This window comes from Shewanella sp. 433 (assembly GCF_059338565.1).
Genome location: NZ_CM181703.1, coordinates 3,940,865 through 3,966,250 on the forward strand (window position 1 = coordinate 3,940,865; position 25,386 = coordinate 3,966,250).

Here is a 25,386-nt window from a genome sequence, read left to right on the forward strand (position 1 = left end):
ATTGCGAGCGGCGTAATTTTGAGAACAATTAAAACGAATAAAATCAAAATCTAAATTATTAAAATAGGATAACACTCACAGCATTATTCACCCATAGATATAAATGCAATTGTGTTAAGCCGATCTCAAAATGCTCCTAAACTCCCTGCTACCTTTCTCATTAGCGCTCACTAATGTGCAGCTAACTCATTGAGGTATCAGCTAAAGCATTACGTAGCGCCGATAACTATCGCTTTGGCTTCATGTGCTAGCCAAAGCTTGTGGTACCGATAGGCACACCCTAAGTGCTGCGTGGTACTCAATGACAGTGATGAAGGAATTCGCTATGCCACAATTACGTGATGTTATTCCCAATGATGCAGAGATTGAAGCCATGACCGCCCCTAAAAATCCTCAGGCGGCTTGCGAGTTACAACATAGACGCGAAGTAAAAAAACGCTTAGAAGCCTTGCTCGAACAGGCGCAGCTTAAGCGGGCAATGGGAGGTGATTTTTACTGAATTTACCAAAGGCCAGTCCAAGATAGACCAAAGCAAACATCTCGGGGCGATATACCTCGCCCCTAAAGCGCAGTCCTCACAGTACATTATCGACTTCAATATAACTGACGCCCCTGTGAGCAATCCCCATATGGCTAACCGTTAAAGGGTGCTATCTTAAATAACATATTGATTATTAATTCACCCTAGTGCTGACGAGGTTGAAATGAATCACATCTACAACACCGCGCTGGTGTTTATCTTACTCAGCCTTGCAGGCTGTCAACCCAACTCACCAGCACAGGCGCTAGGCACCCTTGAGCGCGATCGTATTTTACTGCGCGCCACCGCCGCAGAACTCATCACCGCGCAACCGATTAACGAGGGCAGCCTAGTACAACAGGGCGATCTGCTAGTGCAGCTAGATAGCCGTAAAGCTAAAACCAAGGTGGCGATAGCCGATGCTCAATGGCAACAAGCACGCTCCTACCTGCTACGTCTCACCAATGGCGAGCGCCCCGAAGATATCGCCGGTGCCCAAGCCAATGTACAGCGCGCTAACGCGGCCACGGTACAAGCAGACAAAACCTATCAACGTATCTATCGCCTCAAGCAACAGCAACTGGTGAGCCAATCGGAACTTGACCAAGCGATCGCTAATCGCGATCGCGCCGAAGCCGAGCTGCATGTGGCTGACGAAAACCTCAGTAAACTGCTGGTCGGTGTGCGCCAAGAAGATATTCAACAGGCAATGGCAGCCATGGACGCTGCGGCCGCTAACTTGCAACTGGCGCAACAAACCTTGGCAGAGCTCAGCATAGTGGCAACCCGTAATGGGCGCCTCGACAGTCTGCCCTTTAATGTCGGTGAGCGGGTGCCAAGTAATACGGTGGTGGCCGTATTACAAGCCGACAACGCCCCCTATGCGCGGGTTTATATCCCCGAGCCCAATATGGCGACGTTACATTTAGGGCTGCAACTTAATGTCTATGTCGATGGCCTTGATACACCACTGACAGGCACCTTGCGCTGGCTTAGCAAAGATCCCGCCTTCACGCCTTACTACGCACTTAACCAACAGGACAGATCGCGCTTAGCCTATTTAGCAGAATTTACCCTGACTGACGCCGCCGAACTGCCCAGCGGCATCCCCGTACAGGTGGAGTTACCCTGATGCTCCCAAGCAGTCAATTGGCGATCGATGCCCGCGGTATCAGCAAGCAGTTTGGTCAGTTTGAGGCGGTGTCCAATCTTAATCTACAGGTACCGCAAGGGCATATTTACGGTTTTCTAGGCCCCAATGGTTGCGGTAAATCCACCACTATACGTATGCTCACCGGGCTGATGACCCCCACTCATGGCACTATCATCTGCCTTGGGCTAACGATCCCACAGCAGGCGGAGCAACTGCGCAGCCGCATTGGTTATATGACGCAAAAATTCTCCCTCTATGACGACTTAACGGTAAAGGAAAACCTGCGCTTTATCGCCGATATTTATGGCCTCAGCCCCAATGACTGCAAACGTAAAATTGACCAGCTGCAATCGACCTACAACTTAGTCCCTCAGCAAAATCAACTGGCTGCCACCTTAAGTGGTGGCCAAAAACAGCGCTTAGCATTGGCCTGCGCCTGCATTAACAACCCAGAGCTGCTGTTTCTCGACGAACCCACCTCGGCGGTCGATCCTCAGAATCGCCGCGACTTTTGGGAGCAGCTGTTTGATCTTTCAGAGCAAGGCACCAGTATTTTAGTCACCACCCACTATATGGATGAAGCCGAGCGCTGCCACCAGCTGGCAATAATGGAGCAGGGACACATGCGCGCCAATGGCAATCCGCAAGCTTTACTGGCAAAGATGGAGGTAAATGTACTTGAGGTAAGCGCTAACAATTTGCGCCAATTGAAAAGCCAGCTCAGCCAATTAAGCCAGGTACGCAGCGCCGCCCAACTTGGCGATCGGCTAAGGGTATTGATAAATAAAGATATTAACGACCCATGTCAATGGATCAAGCAGCAATGCAGCACGCTCGATGAGCGCAATATCAGCCATGTGAATGCCAGCCTAGAAGATCTGTTTGTCACTGTTACAGGCAAACATCAGCATAATGCAGGAGCGCCAGATGACACTCATGGCTAGCCTAAGACGCATTAAAGCAATCACCATAAAAGAGATCCGTCAACTTAAACGCGATCGCATCACCTTCGCCATGATAGTGATGATCCCGTTGATCCAATTGCTATTATTTGGCTACGCCATCAACACAGATGTTCGCAATGTGCCGGTTGTGGTGGTCGATCAGAGTGATTCGGTAACTGGGCGTTGGATTGTCGAGGCCATCAGGGTCTCGCAAGTCGTCTCTATCGAAGGCTATTACGCCACCGCCACCGCTGCCGAGGCTGCCATTACCCGCGGCGAAGTGCGCGCCGCGCTGATCTTGCCGCCTAATCTTGAACATAAACAGGCCAATAACGAGCCTATCGGCCAATGGATCATCGATGGATCAGATACCATGGTGGCCGCCGCAATCAGCCAACTGCGTAACATGCCATTAGCGCAAATCAGCGACCAGCCCCTAGCCAGCTCCCCCACCTTCGAAGTCGCCCTATTTTATAACCCAGAGCAACGCTCGGCGGTGAATATTGTTCCGGGTTTAATTGCCGTTATTCTTACTATGACGATGATCTTATTTACTTCGGCGGCCATCGTCCGTGAGCGAGAAAAAGGCAATCTAGAGCTGCTGATCACCACCCCCATCAAACCACTGGAGCTGATGCTAGGTAAAATTTTACCCTACATTGTTGTGGGGCTTATCCAGATGAGCATCATCTTGGGGCTCGGGCATCTGATTTTTGATGTGCCTTTAAACGGTACCATTGCACAGCTATTACTGGGCACCTTACTGTTTATTGCTGCCAGTCTTACCTTAGGCTTGATCATCTCCACTATCGCGACAACCCAGCTGCAAGCGATGCAGATGACCATCTTTATTATCTTGCCGACCATCTTACTGTCGGGCTTTATGTTTCCGTTCGAAGCCATGCCTAAACCCGCACAATGGATAGCTGAACTCCTACCCGCCACCCACTTTATGCGTATTATCCGCGCCATAGTGCTGCGCGGCGGCCAATTGAGCGATCTGCCATTTGACACCCTCTGGCTGCTTGGCTTTACCCTGCTGGGGATCATAGTCGCATCACTACGCTTCACTAAGCGGCTCGATTAACCCATTGTTAAACATAAAAAGCGCCCTAAGGCGCTTAATCAACAACGAAGCCTGACAGCCCTTACGCCTGTGCTTCTTGCTGACGCTTCTTAATAAAGTATTCCCGTGTGAGACGAAACACCACAGGGCTCAACAGCGACAGCGCGATAAGGTTAGGGATCGCCATCATGGCATTAAGGGTATCGGCCAGTAACCAGATAAAGTCCAGTGAACTCACCGCGCCTAACGGCACCACTAACACCCAAATCAGCCTAAAGGGCTTAACCGCACGAACACCTAATAAATACTGCACGCACTTTTCACTGTAAACGCTCCACCCCAAAATCGTGGTAAAGGCAAACACCGACAGTGCGATCGCTACAATATAATTGCCCATAGGCAAGGCATGAGAAAAAGCAAATGAGGTCAAGGCCGCGCCATTTTCGCCCGAGGTCCATGCTCCTGACACCACAATCGCTAACCCCGTGATAGTACATACCACTAAGGTATCGATAAAGGTGCCCAGCATAGCAACCAAGCCTTGGGCCACCGGATTATTGGTCTGCGCCGCCGCATGGGCAATGGGCGCACTACCTAAACCCGCTTCATTCGAAAACACGCCGCGCGCCACACCAAAGCGGATCGCCGCCCATACCGCAGCACCAGCAAAGCCACCTTGAGCGGCCACCGGATTAAAGGCGCTATGAATAATTAATGCAAAAGCGGCAGGCACTTCATCGGCATATACCACCAGCACTGCCAGCCCAGCGGCAATATAAAACACCGTCATTAACGGCACCAACTTACCCGCTACATCGGCAATACGTTTAATACCGCCCATCAATACAGCGCCAACCAACACCATTAAGATAGCCCCTGTCACCCAGTTGGGCACCCCAAAGTTACTGCTTAACGCATCGGCGACCGAGTTAGCCTGCACCGTATTACCAATACCAAAACCGGCAAACGAACCAAACAAGGCAAACGCCGTACCCAGCCACGCCCACTTACTGCCAAGACCATTTTTGATGTAGTACATAGGGCCACCAATATGGTTACCGTTATCGTCTACCTCGCGGTATTTAACCGCTAATACCGCCTCAGAAAACTTGGTCGCCATTCCCACGAGGGCGGTACACCACATCCAAAATAACGCCCCAGGGCCGCCAATAAAAATGGCCGTCGCCACCCCAGCAATATTACCCGTACCTATGGTCGCCGACAGCGAGGTCATCAAGGCATTAAACGGGCTGATCTCGCCCTTCATGTTTTTATCTTTATCAGGAATGCGTCCAGACCACAGCAGTTTAAAGCCAGTCCCAAGCTTTAAAATCGGCATTAACTTCAAGCCAAAGGAGAGAAATAAGCCCACGCCCAAGATCATCACCAGCATGGGCACACCCCACACAACCCCATTGATCATACTGACAAATTCTGTAATACCTTCCATTAAAACCTCGTCATTTTTATCGTTATTTTTGGTGATCTACGCCACTATTGATTGACTGCACCTCAGAGTACAACGAAAGCAACGTAAAATGAAAGCAAGGAATGTTAACAAATTGAAACAACACAAGAGGTTGCGATCTCTAGTTTAATGGCGAATAAGCAAGTCACATGGTAATGTTTGTCAAGCGCCACAGGACCGTTATGCAGCTCCTTAGCGTTAGGGTCTAAGTGGCTTACGCTAGAGCAACATCCACCGAGTTATCACCTCTTCGATTTGATCTTGTGCGGAGGTTATGGACACAGGAATCTTGCCCTTTGAATGAAAGTATTGCCATTTTTCTTCAGATTAGTGGCGGTTGGTAAGTGTGTTTTAAGTTAAACCTTTATTTCTGCGAGGACCGGTCTAGAGGAAGCCGCAAGCCTTTTTAGTGATGAAGAATGCGAGCAGCTGAACAAGAATATCATATGAGCCGAAGACTAGAGTTGAGTTGACAGGAACTGCCCCACGAAACAAGGGGACAAGACGAAATCACGTGATCTAATGGCTACCGTAAATGATGCAGCAGTTATTTATACGCGTATAATTTCTAGTAGCAAAAAACAGAGTGCGTATGATTCAGCAAAACTGATATATCCAATACTTAATAAATCACGAATAAGCCTATTCCATATTTCCATGAAAAGTTTACTTATGACAGATACCATCAAAATGGCATTCAAGAGCAAGACACACAATGCCACTAGCGGATTATCAATGTTGTTGAAAATGGTATCGTTTTCGCGAGAATGAGGGGTATATCTAAATATTGAGTAGTCTAAGCTGTAAACAAAAAAAATAATAAGCGTCCAAACCACGTTAAATTTTGTATCGATTCTTTTCATATCATTGACTTCCTTATCAGTCTAGCTAGTTATAAACTAGCGCTGCGGACAACACCTTACAACATTAACCTTTTGATAACAATATCAATGTGATTTGTTGATGTAAAGAAACGAATAGCCTAGGTCTTAAGCAACTCCTACTCAGCGAAATTCTGCTGAATCAAAAAGTATAAATGCTAAGTTTTCATGGCATGGAGAACCCCCTTTGGCGATAACCTTTATTTCAAGGTTATCGCCTGGGTAGCCATACACTGATTAACGCTGTTAATCCCAGTAATAGCGTCGAGATCCACAGGCAGGCCATCAACCCAAATGCCTGATACACCCAGCCCGACAACAAGGTGCCTAGCAAGCGGCCAAGGGCATTGGCCATATAGTAAAAACCAACATCGAGCGACACGCCATCGTCACTGGCGTAACTGACGATCAGATAACTGTGTAAGGCGGAATTTACCGCGAAAACGGCGCCAAAAATCAACAAACCTATCAGTAACGTCGCTTGCGCATAAGGCGCAGCAAACAACGTCATCAGCAGCGCGATACTCGCTGGGATCAATGTCAGCAAGCTCGCCCACTTAAGTGCGGTGCCTCCATCAGGCACCTTGACGACACTCAAGCCAGTGCGACTCTGGCCTGTGAGCTTGGGGGCGATACTCTGCACCGCGCCATAGCCTATCACCCACAGCGCCAGAAAGCCGCCGACCGCCGCATGGCCCCAACCAAACTGGCTGGCTAAATAGACCGGCAGCGCCACCACAAACCACACATCTCGGGCGGCAAACAGACACAGGCGTGCGGCAGATAAGATGTTGATTGAGCGGCTTTTAGAAAACAGCTCACTAAATTTGGGCTTATTTTTAGCCTTGCCTAAGTCTTGCTTAAGGTTAACGATACTGAGCAGCCACACAATGCCCAGCAGTGCTGCCATTAACCCTAGGGCACCACTAAACCCCAGCAGTGACAGTAACGCGCCCCCTAAGAAAAACCCTAAGCCCTTGAGGGCATTTTTAGAGCCCGTTAGCAGGGCAATATAGCGGTATAACCTGCCCTCATCGCCCTTAGCCACCAGCATTTTTACGCTGCTTTTGGCGCTCATTTTATTGAGATCTTTAGCGATCCCAGAGCAAGCCTGGCTTGCCATAACCCAAGGTACGGTGAGCCAAACACTGGGCACCAGTAACATTGCCAGCGCAGCCACTTGCAGCCCTAACCCCATATTCATGGTGCGATTAAGCCCAAGACGTGCGCCAAGATAACCACCCACTAAATTAGTCACCACGCCAAAAATCTCATAAAAAACAAATAGCATGGCAATCGACAGCGGCGAGTAGCCTAACTGATAAAAATGCAGCACCACCAGCATGCGCAGCGCGCCATCGGTAAGCGTAAATGCCCAATAGTTTCCAGTGACAATGAGGTATTGGCGTATTTCAAACGGCAATGCGCGAATTGTGGCGAACATCTAATATCCTTACTACTACGCTTTGTCTATACGCCCGACCATTCTGACCAACTCGGCGGTGCGATTGGCATAGCCCCACTCATTGTCGTACCAAACATACAGCTTAAGCTGAGTATCGTTGATCACCATGGTCGACAAGGCATCGACGATAGCTGAGCGCGGATCTGTCTTGTAATCCACCGACACCAGCGGGCGCGTTTCATAGCCTAAAATACCGTTAAGCTCAGCTGCTGCCGCCTGTTTAAATAGGTCGTTCACCTCGGTGACGGTGACAGGGCGCTGCATCTCAAACACGCAATCAGTGATGGAGGCGTTAGCCAATGGCACCCTGACCGCATGGCCGTTTAGTTTCCCCTTAAGCTCAGGAAAAATATGGGTGATCGCGGTGGCGGAACCAGTGGTGGTCGGAATAAGCGATTCACCGCAGGCACGGGCACGGCGCAGATCTTTATGGGGCGCATCTAAGATGGTTTGCGTATTGGTAATGTCATGAATGGTGGTCATCGAGCCATGTTTTATGCCTATCTGCTCATGCAGCACTTTCACCACTGGCGCTAAACAATTGGTCGTACACGACGCAGCGGTGACGATAGGATGCTTAGCGGCATCATACAGCTGATGATTAACCCCCATGACGATATTCAGTACGCCCGCCTCTTTGACAGGCGCCGTCACCACCACACGTTTAACACCTTGATCTAAATAGGCTTGCAATAAGGCTGTGGTTTTCATCACACCCGAGGCTTCAATTACCACATCGCATGCCGACCAGTCGGTGGCGGCGATAGTGCTATTCATACTGGTCGCTATCCGTTTATCGCCAATGACAATATCGCTCCCCTCAGCTATCGCCTCATGGCACCAGCGACCATGGATAGAATCAAATGTTAAGAGGTGGGCTAAGGTAAGCGCATCACCGGCGGGATCGTTAATCTGCACAAACTCAATATCGTCCCACGCCCACGCGGCCCGAAGCGCCAAACGCCCCATGCGGCCAAAACCGTTAATGCCGACTTTAATTGTCATGTTACTCTCCTGAAAAGGGCAATTCTGCTCGGTTAATGTTTAGATGCGGCGCCAATGGCCCGCTGGTATTTTGCTTTATCTCGATTAACAAATGCCACTAACGACAACATCACCGGCACTTCAACCAGCACGCCAACCACAGTGGCTAACGCCGCGCCAGAATGCAGGCCAAACAGTGAAATAGCTACCGCAACGGCGAGTTCAAAAAAGTTAGAGGTGGCGATCATGCACGCAGGACCCGCGACATTTTGGGCAATAGTGAGTTTTTTCGCGGCAAAGTAGGCAATAAAGAAGATGCCATAGGTTTGGATAAGCAGCGGAATGGCAATCAGGGCAATATTCTGTGGCTGCGCCAATATGGTATTGGCCTGCAAACCAAATAGCAGTATGACGGTGGCGAGAAGACCCAATATCGACCAAGGTTTAATGCGACCAATAAAGCCATCAACCCCCTTTGAGCCGCCGCGGCGATTTAACCACTGGCGTGTTATCACTCCCGCGATTAAGGGCAGCACCACATATAACCCCACAGAGATTAACAGGGTTTGCCAAGGCACCTGAATATCGCTCACCCCAAGCAGAAAAGCGCAGATGGGGGCAAAGGCAAACACCATAATAAGATCGTTAACCGATACCTGTACCAAGGTGTAGTTAGGATCGCCTTTGGTCAACTGGCTCCACACAAACACCATCGCCGTACAGGGGGCAACGCCGAGCAAAATCATGCCTGCGATATACTCGCTAGCGGTTTGCGCATCCACTAAACTGGCAAAGAAAACCTTAAAAAATAACCAGCCAAGTAGCGCCATGCTAAAGGGTTTTATCAGCCAGTTAATCACCAGCGTCAGCACCAATCCCTTAGGGCTTTTGCCCACATTTTTGACCGCCGTAAAATCAATTTGCACCATCATGGGGTAGATCATCAACCAAATTAGCAGCGCGATCAGCAAGTTGACCCTGGCATATTCTAATGAAGCAATAAGGGCAAACAGCGCCGGAAAAAAATGGCCCAACACCACGCCACACCCAATCGCTAAACCAACCCACACACTTAAGTAACGTTCAAAGAGTCCCATGCTGTTCACCTATCTTGCTGTAGTATTTAATCTTAACTTGCCTGACTCAGCTGATTTAACAGCATGCCTTAATACGTTCAGGGCGCTGCCCCATCGCATCTAGACGGGCCAGTGCCGCCGCCACTAAGTTAGGGTTACCCTGCCAAGTTTGCTCGATAACATTATGCACCCATGGCAGCAATGCCGGATTGATACGGTAAAACACCCACTGGCCTTGGCGACGAGAACTCAACAGTTCGGCTTTACGCAACTGGGCAAGATGACGCGATATTTTGGGTTGGCTCAAATTCAATGCACAGATTAACTCGCACACACACAGCTCACCCTGACCGTAAATCAGCAGCAGGCTGAGTAATCGAGTTTCATCGGACAGCGCTTTAAAAATCCCAGTGGCCATACACGGCTCCAACACAGACATATTACATATGCTTAAGCATATATATGGATTTTCATATGTTCAAGTTGGCAGTCGATTTATTCTGCGTTAGGGCCCTTTAGGCCAAAAAAAAGCGAGTGCCTTGGCACTCGCTGATTCATCGCTTGGGGGAAATGGACTGCGGATAAGCTAGTTACCGGCTATCTTCATTTCGTCGAGTAAGATACCGCCGGTGCGGATAGACGATCGCATATCGCGATCTTTAGCCACCGCCACAATATTGCGGTACATATCTTTAAGATTACCCGCGATAGTGATCTCTTCTACTGGGTATTGCACCACCCCGTTTTCGACATAGAAGCCGGCCGCGCCGCGAGAATAATCGCCCGTCACGCCGTTAACCCCTTGTCCCATCACTTCGGTCACGATTAAGCCTGTGCCCATCTGCTTGATGAGTTCATCGAAGGTTTGCCCTGTGTGCCCTAAAGTCCAGTTATAGATGCCGCCCGCATGGCCCGTATTGGTTAAACCGAGTTTACGCGCCGAATAACTGGTCAGCAGGTAGGTGGATAAGATCCCCTGACTGATAATATTACGCTCAATGGTCGCCACGCCTTCACTGTCATAAAAAGCACTGGCCAGCGCCCCTTTTAGATGCGGTTGCTCGGCAATGTTAAACCAATCGGGGAAAACTTGTGTGTCGATGGCGTCTTGCAAAAAGCTTGATTTACGGTACAAGCTGCCGCCACTGATGGCCCCTACAAGGTGGCCCATCAAGCCAGTTGCCACATCGGGGGCAAACAGAATCGGTAACTTGGTGGTCGCTATCTTACGTGCACCCAGTCGACTAACGGTTTTTTCAGCCGCTTTTAGCCCGACAGTTTCTGGCGTCCACAGGTCGCTGAACTTGCGCGCTATGGTGTAATCATAATCACGCTGCATCTGGCCTTCTTGCTCACCAATCACTACACAACTGAGGCTGTAACGCGAGCTGACATAGCCATTTAAGAAACCGTGGCTATTGCCATACACTTTAGCACCGGTATGGGCATTAGCGCTGGCGCCATCGGAGTTTTTTATACGAGCGTCAGCGCTTAATGCGGCTTCTTCGGCGCGCGCGGCGAGTAATTCAAGCTCTGCTGGGGTCGTGTCATGCGGATAGTACAACTCAAGATCGTCAATATGTTTAGCCATTAAGTCGGCATCGGCAAGGCCATTGAAAGGATCTTCTGAGGTAAATTTAGCAATATCATCGGCGGCTTTAACGGCGCGGCGGATCGCTTCAGGGCTTAAATCTGACGTAGATGAGCTGCCTTTGCAGCCGCCCCTAAACAGGGTGATGCCCAAGGCGCCATCTTTATTAAACTCAACGGTTTCAACTTCTTTTAGACGAGTCGATACCGATAAGCCTTGCTGCTTACTAATCGCGACTTCGGCACCTGTGGTACCCAATGTAGCGGCATACTCTAATGCCATAGCAACGGCGTCTTTTAATGAATCCAGTTCAAGTTCAATGCTAGAAGAAGGCACAAATCTACTCTTTCGTTGTCAATAATGGCTGTAGCATAACAAACCCGCTAGGCTTTCACATTAAATAACTGCCGTCCCCAATAGGCGATATTCCAATGAAATGGTATTATTAGGGGAGTTTTTGTTAGAGATTTTTGATTATGAATATTGTTGGTGACTCAGAACATTTTAAACAGCCCTTTGACCATGACGAAGAATATGTCAGTAGAGCTGAAACCAAGCGAGAAATCGCGATTTACCAAGAGCTTGGTAAACAGTTAGTTGCACTCAGTAAGAGCCAGATTGATAAGCTGGATCTGGATGAGTTGCTATACGACAACGTGCTCAAGGCTAAAACCATCCGCATCAATACCGAAGCCTATCGTCGCCATCTGCAATACATTGGCAAGATAATGCGTAATATCGATATTAATGTACTGCAAAGCGATCTTAAAAATGTGCTTAACCAAAACCGCAATGAGAGCTCAAAAATCAATGTGGCGGAAAAGACAAAAGATCAGCTGTTAACTGGTGGCGATGATGCTATTCAAGCCTTAATCGAGCAGCACCCGACGCTAGAGCGACAAAAGTTGCGCCAATTAGTGAGACAAGCAAACAAAGAGCTGGCAAAACAACCAGAGCAAGCCTCAAAGTCAGCCCTTGAGCTAGTGAAATATATCAAGGCAGAAACCGCCGAATAAGGTTACGGTTTTGCTGACGTTTATCGCTCAAGCTATCCATATATCTTGAGTTATCATAGCCATATCATCTCTAAACTTATAAGCCCGCTTACTCGCGGGCTTATTATTTTTTACCACAGCCTAAACGATTTAGCTCAGTGAGCCACAGCGCGATTGAGTCGATAACGCACCCCAACATAGGCGAGCAGTAGATACCCTAACGCCAGCGCCCACAACTGCCACCACCGAGGCACCACATCCGCCCAACTGGCGCCTAATTGATTAAGCTGCAATATACCTTGGATTGACGGCACAGCCGGGATCAACTGCGACAACCCAATCAGCGGCGCAGGAATCAGCTCCAGCGGCCATACAAAACCAGACACAAACAGAATGGGCATAGAGACAAGTAACAAAGTTTGCGTTGGCAAGTCTCGACGACTAAAAAGACAACTAAAAGCCACTCCAGCCAAGGCAGTCGATAAGATAAAAGGCACCAAAAACAGCGCCACCTGCAACAATTTTCCCTGCACGCTCACGCCATACCAGTAGTAACAAAAACCAAAGTAAAAGCTAGTCATTACGCTATAGATGAGACCAAGGGTGGTAACGCGCGCGCCGATCAATTGCAGCGGACTCATGTCGCTCCAGTAACCTTGTCGCCCCCATTGGCCCGCGCCTAAAATGCTGCCGCCAATAAGCAAGGTTTGATGCAGCACTAACAGCAATACCCCAGGCACCACATAAGCGGTATAGCCTAGTGATGGGTTAAATGCAGGCACACTATTGAGCTTAATCGGATTTAAGTCTCGCTCAACCTGCTTAGCCGAGCGACCATGGGCCAGTAGACCATTAAACTGCACATATTTACCCGCATCGATCCCCGCGGCGGTTAACCCCTCAATAATCGCCGAGTAGATCAGAAAATAGTTGGCATCGCCGCCATAGGCCAACGTCACCCCTTCTTGTCGCAGTAAATCGCGCCTAAAGCCCTCGGGAATAACTAAATAGCCATGGGCCTTGCCACTGACAATCATCGCCTTGGCCTCATTGATGCTCGTCACCTGTGCGACCACATCTAACTTAGGGTTAGCGTCAGCATGGCGGATCAAACGCCGGCTCAAACTAGAGTGGTCGGCGTCAAGTACCACTATCTGCTGCAGGGTCGCCACTTCATTGAGATAAGGTAAGGGATAAAGTACAGCATAAAACAGCACACCACCAAAGAGGGTGATAGCGATGGCCTTATCGGTCACGATTGATTTCAACTCAGCCCAGATCAATGCGCCAAAGTTCATATTAGCGCTCCTCATTGTGAGCCAGATTATCGACAGCCGTGGCCGAAGCTTGGGCTCTAGACTTGAGGAAAACGATTAAGGGCAATAACAGTAAAAAGCCCCAATAGCTGCCCAGTTGCTGCACGAGTATCGTGCTGGTCTGATCATAACTGACCACGCCAATATGAGTGTCGATATAATGGCTCGATGGCATCACCAAACGCCACCACTGGGCCAATATCGGCATCTCTTGGGTGGGAAAGGTCACCCCCATAAAGGCAAACGCCGGTGCAAAGAGCGCGGTACAAAAACTGATCACTCTTGCACTGTCTTGTAGTAGCCAAAAAATGGTTAACACCAACAACCAGATTGCCAGCAGCATCACGAATAGCCCCAACAACAGCTGCCAGCTGTCTCCCGCCAGCGGTAAGCCTAAATAACGATATAAAAGACTGAAAATCACCGCGCTGTGTAATAAGAGTAGTGGCATATACAGCCCTATTTTAACGGCGATCACTCGATAGGTGCCCAATGACCACCAAGGCTGTGGATGCCCGAGACTTAACTCACGATTGAGTGAGTTGGCAAACACTAACATGGCGATGATCTGCAGCAACGCCAGTAGCACGGGTGGCAGTAAAAATACCACATAATTATTGTTAGCATTATATAAGGCGCTGGTTTGGCTACTAAGGGCATTGATATTGATCTCAGCCTGAGCCATAGGCACACCCGCTGCGAGCTGCTTAATCAGCGCCTTTTGCTGCAGTGCTGTGGCAAGAGTCAACTGCAGTTGGCTTGAAAGCAATTTTCCCACCAATAAATATTGGCCGTTATAACGAATATCGATAGTCGGCTGATGGCCCGTCAATAGGTCGTGGTTAAGTTGATAAGGCAATACGACCATGGCATAAGTGTTTGAACGCTGCATCGAGGCTTTTGCTTGCAGCACATCAGGGTAATGCAGCGGTTTTATCACAGAGTTGGCTTGAATTTGCCTCACCAGCATGCGGCTAAGCTGGCTTTGATCTTGGTCGACAATGGCCACAGGCAATTCACGTGGCACACCTGCGCTAAACAGCCACCACAGGCCAAATACCCCAAGCAGTGGGATATAGCTGATCAGCGCCAGCTGCCAAGGATCATGCCACAGCGCATTTAACTCTCGTTGTAAAAGCTGCCTAAAGGGCATCACATCAACGCACCAACAGGGTGGTCATACCGACGCGCAAATCGGCAATCGGCTCAGTGGGTCGCAACTCCATTTCAAAGGTGCGCATATCAAAATCGTGACCACTCTCGGTCGAGCGCCACGTGGCAAAATGGCCCAGCACACTAATGTGATCCACCGTAAAGGGGTAACTGGCCCCTAAGGCCGGGATCTGCACTTCTAGCTGTTGGCCGACTTTATAGTCTTTGAGTTGATCTTCGCGTACCTGAAAAATCGCCCACACATCTTGCATGTCGATAATGCTGACCACAGGAAAACCGCTCGGGGCCAGCTCGCCACTTTGCAGTAACACCTCACTGACTTCACCCGACTTGGGTGAACGCATCTGGCTGTCGGCTAAAATGGCACTCACCTCATTAACCGCCCCTTGTGCCATCCGAGCGTTACCTTCGGCGGCCGCTTTAATCTCTTCACGTGCCCCTTCGTCGGTCATTTGGTACATGGCATAGGCTGCTTGCTCGGTATACTTTGCCGCCTGCCACTGGGTAAAGGCTTCGTCACGTTTTTGTCGAGCCAATACCCCTTCAACAAACAGGGCTTCTACACGTTGATAGGTAGTTTGCGCCAGCGTTGCGGCGGCCTTGGCTTTAAGCCATTGCTCTTTAGCGGCGGTGATTTGCTGCTTACGTGCGCCATTATCGGCTTCTTGCTGCTTGGCCTTAGCGGCATCGCGCCCACCTTGCGCCTGCATCAACTTGGCGTTGAGTTCTGGACTATCGATGGCAAACAATAGATCGCCACTAGCCACCTTATCGCCACGGCGCACTAACACCTGCGATACTCGGCCCGGAACTTTGGAGGAGATATTGTATTCACGCGCCTCAATTTGTCCCTGCAAGCGCTCGGGCACTGGGGTGTAAGCCAAGGTCAGTCCGTAAGCTAAAATAGCCACCAAGGCCAGTAACGCCACAATGGCTACAATTCGATTGGTGCGCATGTTTATTTCTCCTGTGCGCCGCGTGCGCGACCGATAAATTCATCTAACTGACCACTGACCGCCATGAGCTTGGCATAAGCCACCACATAACGGTAACGCGCCGCTAATTGCTGGGTGGCTACGGCGCTAAGTTTTAACTCGGCATCGACCTTTTCAATGGAGGTAGATAATCCTTGGCTAAAGGCTAAATCACGTAAGCGTTTATTTTCGTGAGCTAAAGACAAAGACAGATCTAAAGACTTCACCTCCTCTTCAGCCTGTTGTAGCTGACGATAACTCTGGTCGAGCAGCAGGCTCAAGTCCTGTTGCGTCTGCGCCTTTGTGTAGCGCGCCTGTAATAGTGCGCTCTTAGCGGCTTCCACCTTGCCACTGCGACCATCACGACTTAATAGCGGCACCTTCACCCCGACACCCACCATCCAGTCGGGCTCCACCTTGGCAAACAGGCTGTCATCTTCATACAGGGTATAGTTACCGTACAAAAACACCGTTGGCCGATAGCCGCCTTTTTCTACATCGATAAGCCCTTGGGCTTGGGCTTCTTTCGCTTCGAGTAGCTTCAGCGCCGGGTGCTGAGCCAGCATCAGTTGGCTTAATTGCGGCAAAGAGGGCGGCGTTGGCAGCAAAAACAAGGGCGATGCGGTATCGACCGAGGACTGATGTAACATGCGCGACAAGGCTATTTGGGTCATCTCTAACTGACGTCGAGCACTAGCGTGATCGACCTTGGCATTTTCTAATGCGACCTGAGCATTAAGGCGCTCGACCTTAGCAATTTGTCCTTGCTGCTCCAACTTAAGCGCATGCTCGGCATGCTCGGTGAGCGATTCAACCAACTGCCCTTTGGTACTGGCTAACGCGTGGCTCACCGACACGGCGTAATATCGCTCCACCAGCTGCACAAACAGATCGCGAGTCGACAGTTGGTGCTCTTGCTGTTTTTCCACCACGTGGGCAGCTTGAATCGCTTGCGCCGCAGTGATGCGCCCGCCGGTATAGATAGGCCACATCGCCTGTAGGCTAGCGCGAAAAATATCTTGTTCGGTAAAGGGGGTCACAAACAACGATCCGGGAATGGCACCAATCGCCCCACCTAAGGCTGGGGGTAAACTGCCGGGGTCGAGGCTAGCCAACGGATTTAGATCGCGCAGATCCAGCTCAATGGGTTGCTCTAACCGGGTATAGCTACCGTTCACAGAGAGAGAGGGAAAGTTCAGCGAGTCGGTGGCGCTTTGCTGCGCGGTCGCCCGATTCACTTGTTGCTCACTGGCTTGCAGCTTGTCGCTGACCTTCAGCAGTTGTTGCCACGCATCGGCAAATTGAAGCGCCTTAGCGGCATCAATTTGAGCCGCTGTAGGTTGAGTAGTTTGAGCGGCAGTGTCTGACACTGGACGCGCAGTTTGTGCCATAACGCTGCTCACGCACAGTGATAACAATATGCTGGTTAAATATTTCATTGGCCCCTCTAGAGTTATAACTCTAATCCTTGGTGGATGTTAACATCCATCCCATATAAGTAGTAGCCAGATGGGCACAAACACACTCGATACTGTCTGCATCTGTGCTCAACTTCATTCAGACTATCACTCTGTATGAATGAAGTTGAGCGTTAGGTACGCTTTACCTATCCGATTGACCGACTCATATTACGCTATTGTGGCCTGAGCCAGATCAACATAGCTCGAATGAGTAATACCTTACGCGGTACCACCCACGGTTAAGCGGTCCAGTTTAAGGCTAGGCTGCCCCACCCCGACGGGCACGCTTTGGCCATCTTTACCACACACGCCAACCCCTTTATCGAGGGCCAAATCATTCCCCACCATAGAAATTTGCCCCATGGCCTCTGGCCCATTACCGATCAAGGTTGCGCCTTTAATGGCTTGGGTTATTTCGCCATTTTCAATGAGATAAGCTTCAGAAGCCGAGAAAACAAATTTACCCGATGTGATATCCACCTGACCACCGCCAAAGTTAGGCGCATAAATGCCCTTTTTTACCGACTTAATGATATCGCTCGGATCGGACTCACCCGCTTCCATGTATGTGTTGGTCATACGCGGCATAGGGAGGTGGGCATAAGACTCGCGGCGACCGTTGCCCGTCGATTGTTCGCCCATTAGGCGCGCATTGAGCTTGTCTTGCATATAGCCTTTTAAGATACCGTTTTCGATCAAGACTGTCTTTTGGGTCGCCACCCCTTCATCATCGATGCTCAGTGAACCACGACGATTAACTATGGTGCCATCATCCACCACCGTCACTAGGCTAGATGCCACCTGTTGCCCCACTTTGCCACTAAAGGCACTGCTGCCCTTGCGATTAAAGTCACCCTCTAGGCCATGACCGACCGCTTCATGCAGTAACACGCCCGGCCAACCTGCGCCCAACACCACAGGCATTTCACCAGCAGGGGCATCGATGGCAGTTAGGTTCACCGAGGCTTGGCGCACCGCTTCGCGGGCAAATCCAAAACAGTAAGGTAAGCCGGTCTCATCGGCATCAAATAGCACCTGATAATCATGACGTCCACCGCCACCACTGGCACCGCGTTCACGTTTACCGTCTTGCTCTAAGATCACACTACAGTTGAAGCGCACCAAGGGGCGGATATCGGCTGCAAGCGTGCCATCACTGGCGGCAACTAAGATCTCCTCATGGACGCCAGAGAGGCTAATGACCACCTGAATAATGCGACTGTCTAAGCTGCGCACATAGGCATCGGCTTGTTTAAGTAAGGCAATTTTCTTCACCTCTTCCATGGCCGCGATCGGGTCAGCACTTTGATACAGCGATTGCACCTGCTGTCGTTTCCAGGCTTTAACTTGGCCACTGTTGCCCGCCGCCGAAATGCCGCGCGCCGCTTCAACGGCCGCGTTTAAGGCGTTAGGGGTAATTTCATCGGCGTAAGCAAACCCGGTTTTTTCACCTGAGATCGCCCGCACACCCACGCCGCGTTCGATATGGAAACTGCCATCCTTAACGATGCCATCTTCTAATACCCAAGATTCGTGACGACTGCCTTGAAAATAGAGATCAGAAAAATCGACCTGATGCTGATGAATGCTATTTAAATAGCCTTGCAACTGATCAAGCGACAATCCATCTTGCAATAAGCTCTGTTCTACTTGGGTTAAAAATGGCATTAATACTCTCTCTTTAGCTCGCCTTGTGCGAGTTATTTCATGATTCATTCAATACCCAGATCGCTTAGGATCTGAGCTTAGGCACGCTAAACCGATTATGTTTAGCCACAGGTATGGCACGGCGAATAGGCGCTAGCTCATCCAGCTCGATAGTCGTTGACAGCCACCCGATTTGCTCATTTTTCTGTGCCACTATGTCGCCCCATGGGTTTATCACACAACTGTGACCCCAGGTTTCGCGACTGCCCTGATTATGTTGCCCCCACTGCGCCGCAGCCAAGACAAAACATTGGTTTTCTATCGCCCGCGCCTGCAACAAGGGCTGCCAGTGTGCCTTGCCAGTGACGTTAGTAAACGCCGCAGGCAGCACAATGATCTCGGCGCCCATCTCTCGCATGGCGCGAAACAGGTCGGCAAATCTGAGGTCGTAGCATATCGCCATACCGACTTTACCGAAAGGTGTATCGACCACAGTGATCCGCTCTCCTGGGCAAAAAGTCTCACTTTCGCGATAGCTTTTAGTGCCATCGGCCACATCCACATCAAACAGGTGCAGCTTGTCATAGTGGCCTAACGTAGCGCCCTTATCATCAAACAGATAACTGCGGCTATAAACCCGTCCATCGTCGGCTAAAATCGGTATCGTGCCGGCCACCAGATAAACCCCATATTGCGCCGCTTTTTGCGCCAAAGCCTGCTTTAGCGGGCTGTGCTGGTCAGTACTTGCATAGGCGAGTTGCTGGCTTTCATGGCCACCAAACAACAAACAACACTCGGGTAACACCACTAGATGTGGCTGCGCACTCGGCGCTAATAGCTTAAGCTGCTCGTCGATAAATTGAAGATTTTCGCTGACATCGCGGCTGCTTTGACATTGTAATAAGCTGACCTGCATACACTGGCTCCTTGTTATCACGGGTCGAATTGGCGCTGGAAAGATTGCCCTGCTGTGTTATCGGTTTGGGCGACTCATTAAACGCTGGCCGCGCCTCAACCGCTGGCTGTGGGATCTCAACTCCTGCGGCGTTAGTCTCAATCGGCGCCTCGTCTTCCATTGTGGTAGGCGACGTTGCCTTGGGCACCACTTGCTTGCGCAGATGTTCTGGCAGCACAGACTCGGGGATCTCTATCTCTTTACTCTTACGCTCGAGTTCTTCGAGCTTAGGCTCTGACATGGTACCTGTGAGCCTAAAGCGGATTTCTGAAATCACCTCAATCACAGGTTCTAGCACCTTGGTCAAGGCAAATGCCCCCAAGCCTAAGGTCCAACCGCCAGTACTCAGTAATACCACAGTCGGTACACTGGAGGCCAGTTGCGGCACGAAGCGAATATCATAATTTAAGCTTTCGGTGGTCAGGTCGGTATAACCGCGCACCCGCATATTACCGGCCACGGCATCCATCTCAGAATCTGTGGTTTTAACCACGCCATTGTCTATCTTAAGCGTGCCAGTAAAAGAGGTAAAATAGAGCCCTTTGCCAAATACGTCCGAAAAGTCCAGCGACAGCTTACGTAGCAAAGAATCTAGGCTAAACAGCGAGAAAATCCGCGCGCCTTTATCACTGACTTGCGACAGATGACCTTTACCTAGTTGATAGTTCACTTGGCCATTTAAGGTCTCTAACGAAAACGCATAAGGTGCACCGGCCCAAGATAACTGGGCTTGCAGCGCCACGGGCGACTCTTGAAGCCCTGTATTTATGCCTAAACGTTCTGACACCTCATCGAAGGTGTTAGCCTTAAGATCTAGTTCAAACTCGGTACGATTTTGCTGTTCGCGATTAAGCCAAGCCCCTTTGCCCTTAAAGGTGATACCTTCAGTGGTGAGCGAGATCGTCTGAATTTGATAATTGCCATTTTCAGGTGAGGCTTGCAACACCAGATGACCTAAAGGCTTATCAAACACACTAAATTCATCGACATCGATGGCCAATGGCGGCAGATGGTTCAAGACGGTGTCTTGAGTAAAATTCGCCGCTGACGACTCGCTTTGAGTCGCCACAGCAAAGTCAAAATGACTAGCAACCACCTTGATTCCTTGGGTGGCCCAATCGGGGTAAAAATCGATGCGACCTAAAAACTCTTTGGCTTGCCCCTCAAAACGCCAGCCATGCTCTGTGGTGTGACCTTGCAACGCCAAATCGGTCAGCGGCTGACCAAATAACAATAATTTATCTATGTTGCCATCGAGAGAGATAAGCGCAGGAAAAAATCCACGCTCGACCGCCTTATCTTCCACTATCTCGGCGCTCATCAAGGTTGAGGCGATGCTATGATCAGGATCTATTTGTGGGGATTGAGCCGTTGATGACTCTGGCGTTAAGGCCTTAGCCATGGCCGTATCGAGTTCATCGGTACTGGCGGGCACGGCCGCTATCAATGCTTGGATAATAGGCAGCCACTGCACAAAATCGGTCTCGGGCAGATCCAGTTGCAGGTGACCTTTATCGCGGCGTAATTCATCTCCGGGCTTGAAGGTGCGCCCCAGTAGCAGGTCAAAATGAGCTAATTGGCCGGCCGATTGTTCATTGAAACCGCCCCAAAATTCGAGTTTCTCCCCCAGTTTGGCTCCCAGTGACGATTGCTTATTATCGCCGATGAGTTCAAGGGATAGGTTGGTGGTAGTGTCGGCGCTTTTGGCAAAATCGCCGGGCAAGGTAAGGCTTACGCCCTTAAGATCGCTGCTGATCTGCGCTTGCATGCGATAACCCAAGGGGTCGAAAATTAATGTGAGCGCGCCAACCCAATCGAGGTTGCCCTGATAATAGTCACTCAAGGGGTTGTCTAGCATGGGCGATAAACCATCGAGCTGCCAACGCCCCAGCATATCCAGGTTTAACCCGTAATTCTGGTTAACCTTACCAGTGTCGAAACTCAAAGAGATGGGTTGATCGAATAACTGCGCCGTAATGGCCTCGCCCGTGACCACTTCATTGACAAAATAGATCTTACCCGTCACATCATTGAGCTGTACGCCGGGTTGACTGATGTACACCGGCGTCTGGTTAAAGGATACGCTGCCACGAATATCTTCTTGACCACCGTCATACAAGGGAATGGTCAAGTCCAACTTGGCATCGACCTCGCCTTGCACCTGCACCACCTCAAGCGTGGCACCAACGCTATCTCTGAGTGGCGACTGTAACAATACGGCGGTTGCCGCATCGCCATGGGTGTGCAGATCACTTTTGACGGTTAAGACAGTCTCCTTCCCCATGCGGGCAATGCCCACATGAGTACCGTCGGCGACCACATCGAGTAGTTTGCCCTTCTCGACCCAGATATCCATGGCCGCATTTTCAAATAAGGCGCTTAAGCTCAAGGCGTCCACTTCGGGCCAATCGGGCACAAATTGATAACGCGCCTGTTGCAGGGTAAATCCCGCCTGAAACACACCACTGTTATCGTCATAAGGGAAGTTGGCTAAGGGGCCATGCCATAACACCTTGGCATCGTCACTGCGTCCAGCCTTAATGGCGCCAGTCAGGTAATCGATTAAGGTGTTACTCATGCCATGCTGCGGAAAGTAGCGCTTAGCATTGGCAGCGTCTTTCACTATCACATCGGCCAGCAAGCTCAAGTGTGCCTTATCAACAAACTGCATTTTTAGGCCGGCGTCGAGACGTAAATCGGCATTGGCAAGCTGTAAACGCGGGGCGATCAGCGCCGCCTTGTCCATATCATACTTAACGGTTGCTGGCTCACCACTTAGGCGCAGCGGCTCAGCAAAGCCGCTATCAAAGTCGATGCGATAATCCTGCTTAGGTAACGACACATACAGGTCTGTACCATCAAGGCCAAGCACGACATCGATAGGGCCACTGCCCGGGATACCTTGCTCATATTGCCAAGCCAGCTGTTGTCCCTTGGCAGCAAAACGCAGCGCGGGCGCAGCTTGGTTAAGCTCATACTCGAGGCGCGCATCGACAATCGAGCCGCTGGGCGACATCGCTTGCCAAGTATTAAGCCCAGCCAACTCCATACCCGGTACCAAGGGCAGCAGCGGCAGCAGCACACTGGCGTCGAGCCGATTGATCGCCCCTTGTAGGCGATCTTGTTGCTGACTCAGGCTGACATTAAGCTCTGGCCACGCTTGCTGATTAGTCACAAAGGCTAAATTGTGACTGGTTAAGTGCCAACCTTGGCTGGTAGGGGCCCAATTAAATTGCCCCGCTTGGATCTCAAATTTTTGCTGCTCACCATTTAGCTGCCACTGTAACCAGCTAGGGGTAAATGCCATAGTGGCAGACGTAATTTGCCGCCGTGCAAAACTAGCCCACGCCTGTAAGTTCACCACTCCTTCAAGCGGTAAACTGCGGTTTTTATCGTAAGGATTAACTTGTTTTGAAGCCCATTCACCGAGATCTAACGCGTTAGCGGCAACATAGAGTTGGCCGACCAATTCATCGGGGCGACTCCCATCACCATTAATATCGACACGAAGTGATAAACGCTCGACCTCGGAGGCCCCATGGTCGAGAAACAGTTGCCCCTGGCCACGATGAGAGTCACCAAGATTGCGCCAGCGCAAATTATTGATATGGATAGGCGGATATTGATGTCCATCGCTGAGTAGCTGCATTTTAACATCGGTAATGGCAAACCTATCGAGCTGCTCTAATAGCAACTTATATACCCAGTCGGTATTGGCTGCAGGCCCACTCGATGCTGCGTTAGTGCTAGCACTTGAGTTTAATTGATCGATATTTAGGGCGACTTGCACCCCTTCAAAAATGACATTCTCAATTTGTGGTGAGGCCGACACTAGGCTTTGCCAAAAGTCGAGTTTCACATGCACATCTTTGATCACTAAAGTAAAAGGTAAATTATTTTGCGGTGGTAGCACCAAGTTTTTAACCGTCATCGCTGGCCCAAACGCCTGCCATTCAGCCGTCAACTCGGTGACATTAACCACGACTTGGTATTCTTGTTCGATATAGCTGACCAGCTGCTGACGCACCTGATCCAGCTTGGGGAGCAAACCACGAAACAAGCTCACACTAAGGGCAAACACCACCAAAATAATCGCTAACGTTTGCCAGCATAAACGGCCAAAGCTACGGGGACAAAATGAACGTGACACTACATTATCACCACATCAAATTTATTCTGCGCATACATAGGCTCACTCTGCAGCCGCACCCGCTTACCGATATAGGCGCCCAGCTCAGCTAATAAATGACTCTCTTCACCCGTTAAACTGGTGTGCACCGCTGGTGAACAATAGACTAAAAACTCATCGACATCATAGCCACGGTCGAGGCGAATGATCTCACGGAAAATTTCATAAGAAACCGTTTCCACCGTTTTTAAGGTACCTTTACCTAAACAAACCGGGCATTCACCGCACAGCACATGCTCTAAACTTTCTCGGGTGCGTTTACGGGTCATCTCGACTAGGCCAAGGCCTGAAAAACCACTGACATTGGTTTTTACTCTATCGGTCGCTAGGGCGGCTTCTAAGGTGGTTAATACCCGTTTTTTGTGGTCTTCATTAAGCATATCGATAAAGTCGATAATGATAATGCCACCTAAATTACGCAGCCGCAGCTGACGGGCAATGGCATGGGTCGCCTCGAGGTTGGTGTTAAAAATGGTTTCTTCAAGATTACGATGGCCGACAAACGCGCCAGTATTGATATCGACCGTGGTCATGGCTTCGGTTTGATCTATGATCAAGTAACCACCAGACTTTAGCTCGACCTTGCGCCCAAGGGCGCGCTGCACTTCATTTTCGACATCATAAAGATCAAAAATGGGCACTCGACCCGAGTAGTGCTCAATCTTCTCGGCGATCTCCGGCATAAACTCTTGGGCAAATTGCAGCAGCTCTTCATAGGTCTGGCCCGAATCCACCTGAATTTGGTCCAGTTCGGTGCCGACAAAATCCCGTACAATACGCACCGGCAACGCTAAATCTTGATACAACAGCGCCACGCCAGGACGTTTACGGCGCTCGCTGACCTTACCCCAAACACGACGTAGGAAGGCGGCATCTTGCACTAGCTCTTGCTCGCCCGCATTTTCGGCGGCGGTGCGGATAATAAAGCCGCCATCTTCATCAACAAAAGGCTCGGTTAACCCTTTTAGGCGGGCACGCACCTCTTCAGACTCGATGCGTTGCGATACCCCAATGTGGCTTGAACCCGGCATGAAGACTAAATAACGCGAAGGCAGGGTGATGTCTGTGGTTAAACGCGCCCCCTTAGTGCCCAAGGGATCTTTCACCACTTGCACCATAATATCTTGCCCCTGACGGACTAGCTCACCAATGTCACGCACCACAAAGTTGCCTTTTTCTACATCGGCGACACACTCGGTATGGGGCACAATATCAGAGGCATGCAGGAAGGCGGCTTTATCTAAACCGATATCGACAAAGGCGGCTTGCATACCGGGTAATACACGGCTGACTTTGCCTTTGTAGATATTGCCAACCAAGCCACGCTTCATGCGCCGCTCGATATGCACCTCTTGCAAGATGCCATATTCAACCAGGGCGACCCGGGCTTCGGTCGGCGTCACATTGATCAATAACTCAGAACCAATCTTACGCTGCACTCTGTTTTTGACAATGTGACTCATGACTACTCACTTACTCTAATTTAAGGCGTTAGCGTTATTCCCAACACTACAGCTAATTGGCTCAAA

At 50.1% G+C, this 25,386-nt stretch carries 19 protein-coding genes; 5 read left to right on the forward strand and 14 right to left on the reverse strand.

From position 1 onward, the window contains the following. Window positions 1-325 precede the first annotated feature (325 nt). The 4 genes from AC5YB1_RS17440 to AC5YB1_RS17455 all read left to right on the forward strand — a co-directional run bounded on the left by AC5YB1_RS17440 (window position 326) and on the right by AC5YB1_RS17455 (window position 3,704). Entirely contained in the window at window positions 326-499 is a 174-nt protein-coding gene (locus tag AC5YB1_RS17440; protein ID WP_494520191.1) for a hypothetical protein, read from the forward strand. 205 nt (window positions 500-704) lie between these two features. After that, the gene (locus AC5YB1_RS17445; protein ID WP_494520192.1) at window positions 705-1,652 is read left to right on the forward strand and encodes an HlyD family secretion protein; all 948 of its coding nucleotides are present in this window, start codon (window positions 705-707) and stop codon (window positions 1,650-1,652) included. Continuing rightward, window positions 1,652-2,617: an ABC transporter ATP-binding protein gene (locus AC5YB1_RS17450; RefSeq protein ID WP_494520193.1), complete on the forward strand. Its 966-nt coding sequence runs from the start codon at window positions 1,652-1,654 to the stop codon at window positions 2,615-2,617. Before AC5YB1_RS17445 ends, AC5YB1_RS17450 begins: the two co-directional genes overlap by 1 nt. Further along, entirely contained in the window at window positions 2,610-3,704 is a 1,095-nt protein-coding gene (locus tag AC5YB1_RS17455) for an ABC transporter permease (protein ID WP_475516909.1), read from the forward strand. The genes AC5YB1_RS17450 and AC5YB1_RS17455 overlap by 8 nt, the downstream gene beginning before the upstream one ends. Before the next feature lie 61 nt (window positions 3,705-3,765). Here the strand turns inward: AC5YB1_RS17455 and AC5YB1_RS17460 are convergent, their stop codons facing one another. The 6 genes from AC5YB1_RS17460 to pmbA form a co-directional block, all read right to left on the reverse strand. Next, on the reverse strand, window positions 3,766-5,133 hold the full coding sequence (locus AC5YB1_RS17460) for an alanine/glycine:cation symporter family protein (RefSeq protein WP_494520194.1): 1,368 nt from the start codon (window positions 5,131-5,133) through the stop codon (window positions 3,766-3,768). 1,110 nt (window positions 5,134-6,243) lie between these two features. Continuing rightward, window positions 6,244-7,476 (reverse strand): organoarsenical effux MFS transporter ArsJ, encoded by a 1,233-nt coding sequence (gene arsJ / locus AC5YB1_RS17465; RefSeq protein ID WP_494520195.1) that lies wholly within the window; start codon window positions 7,474-7,476, stop codon window positions 6,244-6,246. 15 nt (window positions 7,477-7,491) lie between these two features. Next, window positions 7,492-8,502 carry an ArsJ-associated glyceraldehyde-3-phosphate dehydrogenase gene (locus AC5YB1_RS17470; RefSeq protein WP_494520196.1) on the reverse strand — a complete coding sequence of 337 codons (1,011 nt, stop codon included), beginning with the start codon at window positions 8,500-8,502 and terminating at the stop codon, window positions 7,492-7,494. A 32-nt stretch (window positions 8,503-8,534) separates the two neighbouring features. Further along, window positions 8,535-9,578: an ACR3 family arsenite efflux transporter gene (arsB, locus tag AC5YB1_RS17475; protein WP_494520197.1), complete on the reverse strand. Its 1,044-nt coding sequence runs from the start codon at window positions 9,576-9,578 to the stop codon at window positions 8,535-8,537. Window positions 9,579-9,633: 55 nt separating this feature from the next. After that, window positions 9,634-9,975: a metalloregulator ArsR/SmtB family transcription factor gene (locus AC5YB1_RS17480; RefSeq protein ID WP_110455718.1), complete on the reverse strand. Its 342-nt coding sequence runs from the start codon at window positions 9,973-9,975 to the stop codon at window positions 9,634-9,636. Window positions 9,976-10,143: 168 nt separating this feature from the next. Continuing rightward, window positions 10,144-11,484, reverse strand: a complete 1,341-nt coding sequence (gene pmbA, locus AC5YB1_RS17485) for a metalloprotease PmbA (RefSeq protein ID WP_494520198.1) — start codon at window positions 11,482-11,484, stop codon at window positions 10,144-10,146. 140 nt (window positions 11,485-11,624) lie between these two features. Between pmbA and yjgA the strand changes: the two genes are divergently transcribed. Beyond that, window positions 11,625-12,164: a ribosome biogenesis factor YjgA gene (yjgA, locus tag AC5YB1_RS17490; protein ID WP_475515688.1), complete on the forward strand. Its 540-nt coding sequence runs from the start codon at window positions 11,625-11,627 to the stop codon at window positions 12,162-12,164. Between the two features lie 134 nt (window positions 12,165-12,298). Here yjgA and AC5YB1_RS17495 read toward each other — a convergent pair whose 3' ends face one another. From AC5YB1_RS17495 to rng, 8 genes are all read right to left on the reverse strand, one after another. After that, the gene (locus AC5YB1_RS17495; protein WP_494520199.1) at window positions 12,299-13,441 is read right to left on the reverse strand and encodes an ABC transporter permease; all 1,143 of its coding nucleotides are present in this window, start codon (window positions 13,439-13,441) and stop codon (window positions 12,299-12,301) included. A gap of 1 nt (window position 13,442) precedes the next feature. Beyond that, window positions 13,443-14,612, reverse strand: a complete 1,170-nt coding sequence (locus AC5YB1_RS17500; RefSeq protein ID WP_494521674.1) for an ABC transporter permease — start codon at window positions 14,610-14,612, stop codon at window positions 13,443-13,445. Between the two features lie 4 nt (window positions 14,613-14,616). Continuing rightward, on the reverse strand, window positions 14,617-15,588 hold the full coding sequence (locus AC5YB1_RS17505) for an HlyD family secretion protein (protein WP_494520200.1): 972 nt from the start codon (window positions 15,586-15,588) through the stop codon (window positions 14,617-14,619). 2 nt (window positions 15,589-15,590) lie between these two features. Then, window positions 15,591-17,045, reverse strand: coding sequence for a TolC family protein (locus AC5YB1_RS17510; RefSeq protein WP_494520201.1), 1,455 nt, complete (start codon window positions 17,043-17,045; stop codon window positions 15,591-15,593). Between the two features lie 240 nt (window positions 17,046-17,285). Then, window positions 17,286-18,734: a metalloprotease TldD gene (gene tldD / locus AC5YB1_RS17515; RefSeq protein WP_494520202.1), complete on the reverse strand. Its 1,449-nt coding sequence runs from the start codon at window positions 18,732-18,734 to the stop codon at window positions 17,286-17,288. Window positions 18,735-18,798: 64 nt separating this feature from the next. Continuing rightward, window positions 18,799-19,629: a carbon-nitrogen hydrolase family protein gene (locus tag AC5YB1_RS17520; protein WP_494520203.1), complete on the reverse strand. Its 831-nt coding sequence runs from the start codon at window positions 19,627-19,629 to the stop codon at window positions 18,799-18,801. Further along, the gene (locus tag AC5YB1_RS17525) at window positions 19,553-23,818 is read right to left on the reverse strand and encodes a YhdP family protein (protein ID WP_494520204.1); all 4,266 of its coding nucleotides are present in this window, start codon (window positions 23,816-23,818) and stop codon (window positions 19,553-19,555) included. Before AC5YB1_RS17525 ends, AC5YB1_RS17520 begins: the two co-directional genes overlap by 77 nt. After that, entirely contained in the window at window positions 23,818-25,320 is a 1,503-nt protein-coding gene (rng, locus tag AC5YB1_RS17530; RefSeq protein ID WP_494520205.1) for a ribonuclease G, read from the reverse strand. Before rng ends, AC5YB1_RS17525 begins: the two co-directional genes overlap by 1 nt. Between the last annotated feature and the right edge of the window lie 66 nt (window positions 25,321-25,386).